General features: G+C 65.2%; 12 protein-coding genes. 3 read left to right on the top strand and 9 right to left on the bottom strand.

Going from position 1 to position 12,503, the window contains the following annotated elements; all coding sequences use genetic code 11:
* Window positions 1-10 precede the first annotated feature (10 nt).
* From kdsB to DU490_RS06245, 7 genes are read right to left on the bottom strand one after another with little or no spacing between them, the layout of a single operon-like run.
* Window positions 11-787 (bottom strand): 3-deoxy-manno-octulosonate cytidylyltransferase, encoded by a 777-nt coding sequence (kdsB, locus tag DU490_RS06275; protein WP_114573477.1) that lies wholly within the window; start codon window positions 785-787, stop codon window positions 11-13.
* Entirely contained in the window at window positions 774-995 is a 222-nt protein-coding gene (locus DU490_RS06270; RefSeq protein WP_114573476.1) for a Trm112 family protein, read from the bottom strand. The genes kdsB and DU490_RS06270 overlap by 14 nt, the downstream gene beginning before the upstream one ends.
* Window positions 996-1,055: 60 nt before the next feature.
* Complete coding sequence (gene lpxK / locus DU490_RS06265; protein ID WP_114573475.1) at window positions 1,056-2,057, bottom strand: tetraacyldisaccharide 4'-kinase; 1,002 nt, start codon at window positions 2,055-2,057, stop codon at window positions 1,056-1,058.
* The gene (gene msbA, locus DU490_RS06260) at window positions 2,054-3,811 is read right to left on the bottom strand and encodes a lipid A export permease/ATP-binding protein MsbA (RefSeq protein WP_114573474.1); all 1,758 of its coding nucleotides are present in this window, start codon (window positions 3,809-3,811) and stop codon (window positions 2,054-2,056) included. Before msbA ends, lpxK begins: the two co-directional genes overlap by 4 nt.
* Entirely contained in the window at window positions 3,808-4,236 is a 429-nt protein-coding gene (locus DU490_RS06255; protein WP_114573473.1) for a biopolymer transporter ExbD, read from the bottom strand. Before DU490_RS06255 ends, msbA begins: the two co-directional genes overlap by 4 nt.
* Window positions 4,233-4,919, bottom strand: coding sequence for a MotA/TolQ/ExbB proton channel family protein (locus tag DU490_RS06250; protein ID WP_181869983.1), 687 nt, complete (start codon window positions 4,917-4,919; stop codon window positions 4,233-4,235). The genes DU490_RS06255 and DU490_RS06250 overlap by 4 nt, the downstream gene beginning before the upstream one ends.
* Window positions 4,920-4,954: 35 nt before the next feature.
* Window positions 4,955-7,234 carry a DNA internalization-related competence protein ComEC/Rec2 gene (locus tag DU490_RS06245; RefSeq protein WP_114573472.1) on the bottom strand — a complete coding sequence of 760 codons (2,280 nt, stop codon included), beginning with the start codon at window positions 7,232-7,234 and terminating at the stop codon, window positions 4,955-4,957.
* 199 nt (window positions 7,235-7,433) lie between these two features.
* Here DU490_RS06245 and DU490_RS06240 point away from each other — a divergent pair, with 199 nt between their 5' ends.
* A complete protein-coding gene (locus tag DU490_RS06240; protein ID WP_114573471.1) occupies window positions 7,434-7,973 on the top strand; it encodes a DUF2062 domain-containing protein in 540 nt (179 codons plus the stop codon).
* Window positions 7,974-8,004: 31 nt separating this feature from the next.
* Here the strand turns inward: DU490_RS06240 and DU490_RS06235 are convergent, their stop codons facing one another.
* Entirely contained in the window at window positions 8,005-8,718 is a 714-nt protein-coding gene (locus DU490_RS06235) for an ABC transporter ATP-binding protein (RefSeq protein ID WP_258801390.1), read from the bottom strand.
* A 25-nt stretch (window positions 8,719-8,743) separates the two neighbouring features.
* Window positions 8,744-9,985 carry a lipoprotein-releasing ABC transporter permease subunit gene (locus DU490_RS06230; RefSeq protein WP_114573469.1) on the bottom strand — a complete coding sequence of 414 codons (1,242 nt, stop codon included), beginning with the start codon at window positions 9,983-9,985 and terminating at the stop codon, window positions 8,744-8,746.
* 168 nt (window positions 9,986-10,153) lie between these two features.
* Here DU490_RS06230 and DU490_RS06225 point away from each other — a divergent pair, with 168 nt between their 5' ends.
* Both DU490_RS06225 and DU490_RS06220 read left to right on the top strand, forming a co-directional pair.
* Window positions 10,154-11,197, top strand: coding sequence for an agmatine/peptidylarginine deiminase (locus DU490_RS06225; RefSeq protein WP_114573468.1), 1,044 nt, complete (start codon window positions 10,154-10,156; stop codon window positions 11,195-11,197).
* A 224-nt stretch (window positions 11,198-11,421) separates the two neighbouring features.
* On the top strand, window positions 11,422-12,324 hold the full coding sequence (locus tag DU490_RS06220) for a carbon-nitrogen hydrolase (protein WP_114573467.1): 903 nt from the start codon (window positions 11,422-11,424) through the stop codon (window positions 12,322-12,324).
* Window positions 12,325-12,503: the final 179 nt, after the last annotated feature.

The following is a 12,503-nucleotide window of genomic DNA, read 5'->3' as shown; positions in this document are numbered from 1 at the left end:
GGTGGTCTCCTCAGTGACTGCGGGCCAGTAGCGCCCTGACACGCTCAAGGTCCTCGACGGTGTCCACGCCGGGAGGATTGGGCAACGCCGCCAGGGCGACCTGGATGGCATGGCCGTGATGCAGCGCCCTCAGTTGCTCGAGCTGCTCGAGCTGCTCCAGGGGAGACGGCGTCCAGTCACCGTACTGTGCCAGGAAACCGGCACGATAGGCGTACAGGCCGATATGGCGTAGCCAACCGTCGGTCTCGAGCCAGTCGGGGCGCGACGCGAACGCCTGGCGATCCCAGGGGATGGGCGCCCGGGAGAAGTAGAGTGCCCGCCCGGAGAGGGCTCGCACCACCTTGACCACATTGGGATTGAACAGCGACTCCACATCGGCAATCGGCTCCGCCAGGGTCGCAATGGAGGCCTCGGGGTCGTCGAAGAGCCGCGCCGCCACCTGGTCGATCAGCTGTGGCGGGATTAGCGGCTCGTCGCCCTGGACGTTGACCAGTACCGCCTCGTCGGCAAGGCCCAGCCGCTCGGCCACCTCTGCGAGCCGGTCGGTGCCGGAGGGGTGGTCGACCCGCGTCATCACAACCTCGGCACCGAAGGGAACCAAGGCTTCGCGGATACGTGCATCGTCTGTCGCCACGACCACCCGCTGGGCGGCACTCTCACAGGCACGGCGCCAGACGTGCACGACCATGGGCTCCCCGGCGATGTCGAGCAGTGGCTTGCCCGGCAGGCGCGACGCACCGAAGCGGGCCGGGATCACGACAATGAACGCATTATCAGCGCCCCCCATCAGCGCCTCCCATGCGCCCGGGTGATGTTGGCAGCTTCTCGTCGGCGTCCATATGGCGCGCCTCTTCGGGCAGCATGACCGGGATACCATCGCGAATCGGATAGGCCAGGCCATCATAGAGACAGCGCAGCTCCTGGGCGTCACGATAGTACTTGAGCTTGCCCTTGCACAACGGGCAGACCAGCATCGCCAGCAGTTCCTTGTCCATCTTGCACCTCCGCAGTGATCGGTGACCGCCGCCAGACAGTGGCCACGGTGTTGTATAAGGTTATCGCAGCGCTTCCAGCCGGGAGTCCAGCCATGCTGCGAATCCAGCGTCGGGTTGCGCTTCCACGTCCAGCACCCAGCTATCGGCCGACGCTAGCCCCTGGCATTTCTCGGCATCCTTGGCCGTCATCACCACCGGTAGCCCGTCGTCGAAGGCAAGATCCCCGGCGGTGAAGTGGTGATGGTCGGCTAGGGCATGAGGCCGGGCCTCTATCCCCATCTCAGCCAGGGTAGCGAAGAACCGGTTCGGATTGCCGATACCCGCCACCGCATGGACCGGTCCCGAGAATGGCAGCGGCAGGAGCGGAAAGCATGAGCCATCCTGCAGTGCACGCCATTGCAGGGGCGCCAGCCGAAAGGTCCAACCTCTCCCGGGCATATCAAAGGATGGGGGACCGTTTACCAGCACCGCATCCACCTCATGCAGTCGGGCCAGCGGCTCGCGCAGCGGGCCGGCAGGCAGGCAGCGCCCGTTGCCGAAGCCACGCCGGCCATCGACGACGACCAGCTCCAGGTCGCGACCCAGCGCCAGGTGCTGCAAGCCATCGTCACTGATCAGGATATCGCACCCCGCCTCAATCAGCGCCCTGGCGCCACGCGGACGATCGGGATCCACGACCACGGGCAGCCCGGTCTGGCGGGCCAGCATGCGCGGCTCGTCCCCGCAGCGTTCGACCGGTGTCGTCTCAGTCACGCGCAGCGGGTAGTCGGTGGCGCTGCCACCATAGCCCCGCGAGACAATTCCCGGGCGCCAGCCCCGCTCGGCCAGGTGCCGCCCCAGCCAGGCCACCATCGGCGACTTGCCGGTACCGCCCAGGGTCAGATTGCCGACCACGATCACCGGCACCCCGGCCCTCCATATCCCTCGCCTTCCACTACGATAGGCGGCAACCCGGCGCGCCACTACCAGACGGTAGAGGTATTCCAGCGGCCGCAGCAGGCGGAGCCAGGCGGAGCCCCCATAGGCGGCGTTCAGCCAGCGCCCTGCCAGCCCACCCTTCATGGAACCGTGGACTCCTGGAACTGCAGTCGATGAAGGGCCGCATAGGCACCGTCACGGGCCAGCAGCTCGGCGTGGGAACCCTGCTCGACGATGCGGCCCTGTTCCATGACCAGAATTCGATCGGCCCGCTCGATGGTGGAGAGCCGATGAGCGATGACCAGGGTGGTCCGGCCGCGGCATACCGTTTCCAGTGCCTGCTGGATATAGCGCTCCGACTCGGTGTCCAGCGCCGACGTGGCTTCGTCGAGAATCAGCAGAGGGGCATCCTTGAAGATCGCCCGGGCGATAGCCAGTCGCTGACGCTGCCCGCCGGAGAGCATGACGCCGTTGTCGCCCACCACGGTGTCATAACCCTGCGACAGCGGTTCGATGAATTCATGGGCATGGGCCGCCCGAGCGGCGGCCTCGATGGCGGCCGGGTCGGCATCCGCCACGCCATAGGCGATATTGTCGGCGATGCTGGCATTGAACAGGGTGACCTGCTGAGACACCAGGGCGATCTGGCGGCGCAGTGGCGCCAGGCGGTATTCGTCGATGGGCACGCCGTCGATCAGCACGCGTCCCGCAGAGGGACGATAGAAGCGCGGCAATAGCCCCACCAGGGTCGACTTACCGCTTCCGGAGCGCCCCACGATGGCGATCATCTCACCAGCCTGGACCGTCACATCGATGCCCTTGAGCACCTCGGGCTCATCGTCACCATAACGGAAGTGCACATCCTGCAGTTCCACCCGACCCTCGAGCCGGCCCGGCTCACGGGTGCCTTCATCGCGTTCGACGGGCACTTCGAGCAGCCCGAACAGTTCAGCCGCGGCAGCGATGCCCTTCTGGATCTCGCTGTTGACCTCGGTGAGCTGTCGAACCGGCTTGGCCATCAGCGAAGCGGCGGTGATGAAGGCGACGAACTCGCCGGGTGTCATGTCGTCGAGCAGCGCCGGCGACATCGCTAGCCAAACCAGTACCGCCAGCGACAGGGCCACCAACAGCTGGATGATCGGGGTACTGATGGCCTTGGTCAACGCCTCCTTCATGCTCTGCTGGCGGTTGTAATCGCTGGCCTCGGCGAAGCGGGCCTTCTCGTACTCCTCGGCACCGTGGGTTCGCACCACGCGATAGCCGGACAGGGCCTCAGAGGCCACATGGGTGACATCGCCCATGGAGTGTTGGATACGCTGTGAAATGCGCCGGAAGCGCTTGCTGGCATAGCTGACAACCCCCGCGATCAGGGGGGTGACCGTCAGGAAGAGCAGCGTCAGCATCCAGTTGGTCCACATCAGGTAGCTCACCAGGCCGATGACGAACAGGCCTTCGCGCAGAACTATGGTAACAGCCTTGGTCGCCGCGCCGGTGACCTGCTCGACGTGATAGGTGACCCGGGATATGAGATGGCCACTAGAGTGAGAATCGAAGAAGCGGCCCGGCAGATGCAGCATGTGATTGAAGACGTCGCAGCGCAGTGCGTGCACCACGTTGCGCGCCACGTTGCTCATGAAATAGGTGCCGAGGAAGGTGCCCAGCCCCCGGGCAGCGAACATGCCGACCACGAACAGCGGCAGGAATAGGCGAAAGGCGGCGTCTGGGCTCTGGATGCCATCGATCAGGCGCTTCATCATCTCCGCCAGGGCGGTACTGGACGCAGCGTAAATCGTATAACCGACGATGGCCAGGGCAAAGGAAACCCAATGGGGTTTCACATAGCCCAGCAGGCGCTTGTAGAGCGTCCAGCCCGAATGTTGGGTACCGGGTCGAGTCACGGTGTCTCCGCTTGGGTAGATGTAGCCTGTGGCTCACGGGTCGCTATTCGCACCTGACGGATGCCCAGCATGCCCGCCTGGTCCAATGCCCGCACCACGTCCGCGTGCACGGCCCTTGCGTCGGCTTCCAGCACCATGCCGTGTAGGCGTGCCTGCTCCGCTTCGGCGGCCAGCGCCTCGCCTAGCTCAGAGGCACTCAATTCGCGTTCTCCCAGCCGATAGCGCCCCTGCTCGGTGACGACCAGAGTTACCGGCGACATCTCCAGGTCGACGCCTGCCACGCTCTCGGGTAGCTCAAGCTCCAGTGCCTGGCGGGTTTCGAAGGTCGTGGAGACCATGAAAAAGATCAGCAGCAGAAACACGACGTCTATCAGCGGGGTGAGGTTGACCTCCACTGGGTCACGGCGACGGCGCGCAAATCTCACGACCGCTTGACCTCCGGCGCGAGACGACCATCGGCCTCGACACGCTCGCCCTCACCGCCATCGGCCAGGCTCACGTTGCCCTGGTAGTGGGCGATGAATTCGACCACCTGGCTGGCCTGCTCTTCCATGCGCACCGTAATATCCTCGACCCGACGCTGAAAGTAGCGATGAAACATCAGCGCAGGAATGGCCACGGTGAGGCCCGCCGCCGTGGTCACCAGGGCGCGGGAGATACCGCCGGCCAGATCGGCGGTTCGGCTTGCCCCGTCACCGGCAACGATGACCGAAAATACCTCGATCATGCCCACCACGGTGCCAAGCAGGCCAATCAAGGGCGTGATGGCGGCAATGGTCCCGAGAGGACTGAGGAAGCGCTCCATGTCATGAATCACGGCGGTAGCGGCCTCCTGAAGGCGGGCACGCACCTGTTCATGACCCAGGCGGGCATTGCGCAACCCGGCGGCCAGCACCCCCCCCAGCGGCGAGTGCCCCTCGAGCCAGTAGAGGTTGACCTGGCCACGGGACACCAGGGAGCAAACCTCCTGCCCCAGACCATAGGGCGCAATGCGTTTGGCGCGCAGGGTCCACAGGCGCTCGATGATGATCACCGTTGCCAGCAGCGAACAGCCCAGCAGCGGAATCATCAACCAGCCCCCGGCGACAAGCGCATCCATCATGTTCATCCAACCCCCTCCTTACTCGGCCACGACGGCAGCGGTCAGTGGGGCGATTCTACCGCATGGCACCCACCTTCGACACCGCTGCGGCGCCAAGGCATGATGCGGGCAGGTCGAAAGCGGGATTGCTCAGCGTTTCCGAGCCACAGGGTCACGGCGCCATCCAGGGCGGTACTCCACTGGCAGCTACCCGCTCGTCGAAAGCGTCGCACCACGTCATCGTGAGGGTGACCAAAGGCGTTATGACGACCGGCACTGTAGATCACGTGCTGAGGCACCAGGGTCTGGACCAGTTGCGGGCCGGAACTGGTTTGGCTGCCGTGATGCCCCGCCACCAATGCCGTGACCGGACCCGACACATCGAGCAGGAAAGCGCGTTCTACCTCGCGACCGACATCCCCGGTGATCAATAGCCGCTGTTGTCCGACCATCACCTCCAGCACACAGGAGCGATCGTTGCTGGAAAGCTCGACGGTGTCTTCGGGCGGCCAAAGCACCCGGTACGTCACGCCATCGCGCTGCCAACTCTGTCCCCTGAGACAAGGAGTGAAGGGAACGCCGACCGACTCACCCGGCGGCGCAAGAAACTCTGCCACATGGTGCTCCTCCGCCAGAAATGACACCCCGCCGGCATGGTCGATATCGTCATGGCTAACCATGACGATATCGAAGCCTTGCCCCGGGGGCCACAGCGCGGCCAGCGGTACGAAGCCGGATGCAAAACGCGGCCCGGCATCATACAGCATGCGGTAGTTGGCGCTGCGCAGCTCAACCAGCTGGCCTTGGCCCACATCCTGCACACGCACCCGCAGTGTGCCGGGCTCCTGGCTTGGCTCGGTCAGCCCCAGCATCGCCGGCACCAGCAGCAGGCTGCCGCCGATACGCAGCGTCGCTGCCAGCCCCGGGAGTGCCCATAACAGGGCGATCAGTCCCAGCATGAGTGCCAATGGAACGGTCAGCGCAGGCGGAGGCCACCATAGCGGCAGCCAAGCCACCGCGAGCTCCAGCAGGGCGATCAGTGCCAGGGCAATGCGCTCGAAGAGCCACCAGCAGAGCTGGGAGAGCGCCGGTACCGGGGTGAGCAGCCAGCCCAGCAGTCCCAGCGGGACAAGCAGAGAACTGACGAGCGGCACCGCTACCAGGTTAACCAGCGGAGTGGCGGGGGCCAGCCGGGCGAAGGCGAGTAGTACCGCTGCCGCCATCAGCGGCGCCAGCAGCAGTTGGGTGCGCAGTAGTGCCCAAGCCCAGTCCCGGGTGCCTGAAGGCCGAACCCGCCCTTGCCAGATCACGATCAGCAGCGCCACGGCGACGAACGACAGCCATAACCCGGGGCGCCATACCGATAGCGGGTCGACCAGCACGACCAGGCCCAGGGCCAGCCACCAGGCCTGCCACGGCCCCGGCGCATGCCGGCCGCTCGCCACCCAGAGCCCGATCAGGGTCATGATCATGGCCCGCATGGCAGGCGGTTGAAGCCCTGCCAGCCAGGCGTAGCCGATGGCCACCATGCCGGCCAACCACCAGGGCCAGACCGCCAGCCGCCAGCTACCGGGAGCGACCAGCCGCGCGAGCCCCCGCGCCATCAGCAGAGTAAAGGTGGCTACGAGGCCCACATGCAGCCCCGAAATCACCATCAGGTGGGTAGTACCGCTGGCATTGAGCAGATCCCAATCGTCCCGGGTCAGCTGTTCACCGGCACCCAACGTCAACGCAGCCAGCCAGCGCGTCGTCAGGGGAGGCAGCTGCTGTGCTTCGAGATGAGCCAGCGCCAGTCGCCGTGGAGAGGCACCCGCTGGCTCCAGGCGCTCAGCCGGCGGCTCGCTGCGTACGTAGCCGGTGGCCTGAATTCCCTCGCGCCACAGCCAGCCCTGGTAGTCGAACGTGCCGGGGTTGGCAAAACCGCCGGGCGGGCGCAGCCGAACGGTCAGTGCCCAACGCTCGCCCGGTGCCATGTCGGGGGCCTGGAAATGGCTGAGGCGCACGCGGCGCAAGCGGTCACAGGGCAGGCTTTTCGCCACCAGGGGCCGACAGTCGTCGACACGCACCAACAGCCGCGTCAGCCGGCCGTCATCCTCGACAGACTCGAGCCGTCCCTCCACCATCAGGTCAACACGCAGCAGGCCCGCGGGCAGCTCTGCCGCCCTGGCGGACAGTACCTGTGCCGCCGTCATCGCGACAATCAGAACCAGCCCTACTCCTAGCAAGCTGCCTCTGTTCAGCAGCAACAGTAGCGCCAAGCTCCAGAGTTCAAACAGGCCCGCAGGCGCCCACCACCCCAGTCCAACGCCGGTTATGGCTGCCGCGGCAGCCGGTAACGCCATTCCGACTCGCATTCCCTTGCCCCTGTCCACACTGGTCAATCTCCGTCCACACTACCCAGTCCCAGCCCCTGTGCCACGCCGCGCGACTTGCCCTGGACCGCTCCCGGCCGGCCATCCTCCCAATTCACACCCACAGCATGGCGAGGCAGCACCCATCCATGGATAATAGCCGGGTCCCGAAGCAGCGAGCCAACCCGTCATGCCGCGCCGATTCCTGCAGCGCTACATGCCTCACCCCGAAACGCTCCGACGCCAGCGCTCGCTGCGTTTCGTGAGCCATATCATCGGCGACCCCGCCCTCTGGGCGCTGTCGCGTCGCAGCGTGGCCAATGCCTTCTCCGTGGGGCTGTTCAGTGCCATGCTGCCGATCCCCTTCCAGATGATGGTAGCGGCGTTCGGTGCTTGGGTGCTGCGCTGCAACCTGCCGCTCTCGGTAGGGCTCGTATGGATTACCAATCCCCTGACCATGCCGTTGATTTTTTACGGAAACTATAGGCTGGGCGCCTGGTTGATGAACTCCCCTGTCCGTGAGGCACCGACGCGCATTTCGACGCGCTGGATCGCCGAACGCATGGCCGACATTTTGCCGGCCCTGGCGCTGGGCTCGCTGGTGTCCGCCATCGTCTTCGCCATCGTGGGCAATGTGCTCATCCGACTGGTCTGGCGCTGGCAGATTTCACGCAGCTGGAAACAGCGCGCCTTGCGGCGCCGACAGGCGCGTCTGGACCGGGAGGATTGAGTCCCGGCCATGGCCGGGACCCGGGTCAGTATCAGATGGGCTCGAGCTGCTCCGTGAGACGTCCGTCATCGAGCTTGAGCACGCGATCCTGGTGCGCAGCCATCGAGGGGTCGTGGGTCACGATGACGAAAGCGCAGGCCGTGGTACGGGCCAGCTCGTCCATCAGTGCGAGGATACTGGCGGCAGTGGTCTGGTCCAGGTTCCCGGTGGGCTCGTCCATCAGAACCAGGCTAGGATCGGTAACCAACGCCCGGGCAATGGCGACCCGCTGACGCTCGCCACCAGAAAGCTCACCCGGCTTGTGGTCGGCTCGCTCGGCGATGCCTACCCTTATCAGCAGTTCCCTGGCCCGCGACTCGGCCGCCTTCTTGCTCTGGCCTCGCACGATCAACGGCAGTGCGGCATTCTCAAGGGCGGTGAATTCTGCCAGCAGGTGATGGAACTGGTAGACGAAGCCGATGTGCCGATTGCGGAAGCGCCCCAGTGCCGTCTCGCCCAGGTCGAGCAGTGATTCATCGGCGATGAGCACTTCTCCCCGGGTCGGGCGGTCCAGGCCGCCCAGCAGGTTGAGCAGCGTCGTCTTGCCGGAGCCGGAGCTGCCCACGATGGCGACCCGCTCCCCCGCCCGCACCTCCAGCTCAAGACCCTCCAGCACGGTGACATCCTGGGGTCCTTCGCGATAGATGCGGGTCAGATCATGGCATGCCAGCATTATCCTGCCCTTGGCGTTCGCCGCCTGGCTCATGTCGCCCTCCTTCACGGTAGCCGGATCATTCATAGCGCAGCACCTCAGCAGGCTGGACACGCGCCGCGCGCCAGGCCGGGTAGATCGTCGACAGGAAAGTCAGCCCGAATGCGGCGGCGATGATGTTGCGCACGTCGGACCAGTGCAGCCGTGACGGCAGGTCGCTGATAAAGTAGACACCGGCGTCGAGGAACTGAATGCCCAGGGCTGACTCGACCCAGCCGATTAGATCCGAGATGGTCAGCGCCAGCAGTACACCCAGCCCTACTCCAACGGCAATGCCGATGACCCCTATCGCCATGCCCTGCACCATAAAGATTCCCATTATCGAGCGGGGCGTGGCCCCGATAGTCCGCAGGATGGCGATATCGGCATGCTTGTCGGTGACCACCATCACCAGGGTCGAGACGATATTGAAAGCCGCCACCGCGATGATCACGGTCAGCAGCAGCGCGATCATGCGCTTCTCCATCTGGATCGCCTGGAACAAGTTGCCGTGGGAAAAGGTCCAGTCGGTACCGCGGTAACCCGTGCCGAGCTGGTTGACGATGGCGCGGGTCTCGCTGGCAGCGGCAAAGAGATCGTCCAGCTCCAACCGCAGCCCTCCTACCGCATCGCCCAGGCGGGCAAGCGTCTGCATGTCCTCGATATTGGCATAGGCCAGGTTGGCGTCCAGGTCGGCGCCGACGCTGAAGATACCGCTCACCGTGAAGCGCTTGAGGCGTGGAAAGACCCCCGCCGGGGTGATCGAGGCCTCCGGTACCAGCAGCGTGACCCGATCGCCCACGCCGACACCGAGATGCCGGGCCAGCAGGGAGCCTAGCACCACATTCCACTCACCGGGCGCCAGGTCATCAAGGCTGCCCTGCTGCATATGCCGGCCGATGATCGACACCCGATCCTCCCATTCGGGATGGATGCCGTTGACCATGGCCCCCTCGTTGCGGCCGGCCGATGAGAACATCCCCTGCTGCTCCACGAAGGGTGCCGCACCGATCACCCGCTCGCGCTGCATCAGCTCTTCGGCCAGGGCTTCCCACTCGACCAGGCCGGCGCGCGACTCGATCTTGGCATGGGGCACCATGCCCAGAATACGGGTGCGCAACTCGTGGTCGAAGCCGTTCATCACCGACAGCACGAGTATCAACACCGCCACGCCGAGCATGAGGCCCAGCATGGAGGTCAACGATATGAAGGAGATGAAGTGGTTGCGGCGCTTGGCGCGTACATAGCGCAACCCGATCAACAGTGGCAAGCGGTCGAGCATGATGAGCGTTCCTTGTCAGCGGGGTGACATGGTACGGTTTTTTGCCGTTCACTGCACCGGGCAGGGTGGCGTTTCCCCTATGCTTGCAACATTATCCGCCGGGGCCTACATTTCGCCGACTCGGCGATAGGACGCCGAACGACGAGACGCAACCCAGAGGCTCCCACCATGGCCAACCGCCTGCTTCCCGAATGGCACCCCCAGGACGCCATCCAGCTCACCTGGCCCAGCCCCACCAGTGATTGGGCACCGATGCTCGAGCGCATCGAGGCCACCATGGAGACCATCGTGGTGGCGGTGGCGCGCTACCAGTCCGTAGTGATCAGCGTGCCCTCGACCGCAACGCGCCACCATCTGCAGCGCCGCTTCGCCTACTTCGGCGTTCCCGCCGAGCGATTGCACCTGGTTGTCGCCCAGGCCGACGACACCTGGGCACGGGACCATGGCCCCATCGGCACCCTCCGCGACGGTGAACTCCATTTGCTGGACTTTGTCTTTACCGGCTGGGGCGGCAAGTTCGAGGCGGCCCGGGACAACACCCTGACCCGGCGGCTAGCGGAGACCGGCCTCTTCGCCTGCCCGGTGGAGCCGCGCGAACTGGTGCTGGAAGGCGGCGCCATCGAGAGCGATGGGGAAGGCACCCTGTTAACCACCGAAGCCTGCCTGCTCAACCCCAATCGCAACCCGCAGCTCGACCGCAGCGCGATGGAGGCCGAGCTCAAGGAGGCGTTCGGGGTCGCACGGGTGCTGTGGCTGACCAGCGGCCATCTGCAGGGAGACGACACAGACAGTCATGTGGATACACTGGCACGCTTTTGCGACAGCGAGACCATTGCCTACGTCAGGTGCGACGATCCGACTGACCCTCACTACGCCACCTTCGGCGCAATGGAGAATGAACTGGCCGCTTTCCGTCGTGCCGATGGCCGACCCTACCGGCTGATTCCGCTGCCATGGCCGCAACCCTGCTTCGACCCGGTGGATGGCCATCGACTACCGGCCACCTATGCCAATTTCGTGATCATCAACGGCGCGGTGCTGGTACCCACCTACGGTGATGCCGCCGACAGCCAGGCACTCACGGCACTTGGCTCGGCCTTTCCTGACCATGACATCGTACCGATCGACTGCCTGAGCGTGATTCGCCAGCATGGCAGCCTGCACTGCCTGACCATGCAGCTGCCTAAGGGCAGCCTGGCGACACATACCTAAATCAAAGGCGATGATCTGGCCTTGTCGCATAGTCACGAAGCGAGGGGTGCCGGAGTCAAGTCGTAGAGGAGGTCCTACGCCATGGAAGGCGTCGGTAGCGTACAGGGAAGTATTCACAGCGCCTCCTCGAAGACTTGACGCAAGGCCAACCCGAGCGGTGGTCGCCACCTGCGATAGCCTTGAAGTTAAGCCCAGAGCGTTGACACACGAGGAGAGTTTTCATCATGTCCCGTCATCTCAAGGTCGGCCTGGTCCAGCAGCCCGCCTGGCCCGACAAACAACGCAGCCTCGCCGAGAGCGAGGCCGGCGTGCGTGAACTGGCCGCGGCCGGCGCCGAGCTGGTCATGCTCCAGGAGCTGCATGCCACGCATTACTTCTGCCAGTACGAAGATACGGCGCTGTTCGACCTGGCAGAGCCGCTGGATGGCCCCACCGGCACTCACCTGGCCGCACTCGCCGCCGAGCTCGATATCGTGCTGGTGGGCTCGCTGTTCGAACGCCGCGCTCCCGGGCTCTACCACAACACGGCCGTGGTCTACGATCGCGGCCGCGGCCAGGTCGGCTATTACCGCAAGATGCACATTCCCGATGATCCCGGCTTCTACGAAAAATTCTATTTCGCACCGGGCGACGTGGACGACAGCCGCAAGCAGGGTTTCCAGCCCATCGACACCTCGGTGGGTCGGCTCGGCCTGCTGGTCTGCTGGGACCAGTGGTATCCGGAAGCGGCGAGGCTGATGGCACTGGCCGGGGCGGAGCTGCTGCTCTATCCCACCGCCATCGGCTGGAGCCCGCCCGACGACGACGCAGAAAAGGCCCGCCAGAAAGAGGCCTGGACGCTGATCCAGCGCAGCCACGGCGTGGCCAACGGCCTGCCGGTGGTGGTCGCCAATCGCGTCGGCCACGAGCCGGACCATTCAGGGGTGAGTCCCGGCATCGACTTCTGGGGGGGAAGCTTCATCTGTGGCCCGCAAGGTGAGCTGCTCGCCCATGCCGGCACCGAGGCCGAGCGTATGCTGATCACGCTCGACATGAGCCGCGGCGAAGACGTGCGGCGCATCTGGCCCTACCTGCGCGATCGCCGCATCGACGCCTATGGCGACCTGACCCGGCGCTATCGGGACTAACAACAATGCATGCGGCGCATCTGGCCTTTCTCTACCCAGGACCCAGGCGCGATCGCCGCATCGACGCCTATGGCGACCTGACCCGGCGCTATCGGGACTAACAACAATGCACGCGGCGCATCTGGCCTCTCTCTACCCAGGACCCAGGCGCGACCGCCGCATCGACGCCTATGGCGACC

The sequence above is a fragment of the Halomonas sp. DQ26W genome (assembly GCF_003339685.1).
Lineage (GTDB): Bacteria > Pseudomonadota > Gammaproteobacteria > Pseudomonadales > Halomonadaceae > Halomonas.
Note: the sequence above shows the minus strand (reverse complement) of the source record. Positions and strands in the feature narration are given on the sequence as shown.

Bases quoted from the DNA above. Each gene is read 5' to 3' on its own strand.
- DU490_RS06240 (WP_114573471.1), top strand. From the start codon at position 7,434: ATGCCGCGCCGATTCCTGCAGCGCTACATGCCTCACCCCGAAACGCTC.
- DU490_RS06225 (WP_114573468.1), top strand. From the start codon at position 10,154: ATGGCCAACCGCCTGCTTCCCGAATGGCACCCCCAGGACGCCATCCAG.
- lpxK (WP_114573475.1), bottom strand. From the start codon at position 2,057: ATGAAGGGTGGGCTGGCAGGGCGCTGGCTGAACGCCGCCTATGGGGGC.
- DU490_RS06220 (WP_114573467.1), top strand. From the start codon at position 11,422: ATGTCCCGTCATCTCAAGGTCGGCCTGGTCCAGCAGCCCGCCTGGCCC.
- DU490_RS06245 (WP_114573472.1), bottom strand. From the start codon at position 7,234: ATGGCGTTACCGGCTGCCGCGGCAGCCATAACCGGCGTTGGACTGGGG.
- DU490_RS06270 (WP_114573476.1), bottom strand. From the start codon at position 995: ATGGACAAGGAACTGCTGGCGATGCTGGTCTGCCCGTTGTGCAAGGGC.
- DU490_RS06235 (WP_258801390.1), bottom strand. From the start codon at position 8,718: ATGAGCCAGGCGGCGAACGCCAAGGGCAGGATAATGCTGGCATGCCAT.
- kdsB (WP_114573477.1), bottom strand. From the start codon at position 787: ATGGGGGGCGCTGATAATGCGTTCATTGTCGTGATCCCGGCCCGCTTC.
- DU490_RS06250 (WP_181869983.1), bottom strand. From the start codon at position 4,919: ATGAACATGATGGATGCGCTTGTCGCCGGGGGCTGGTTGATGATTCCG.
- DU490_RS06230 (WP_114573469.1), bottom strand. From the start codon at position 9,985: ATGCTCGACCGCTTGCCACTGTTGATCGGGTTGCGCTATGTACGCGCC.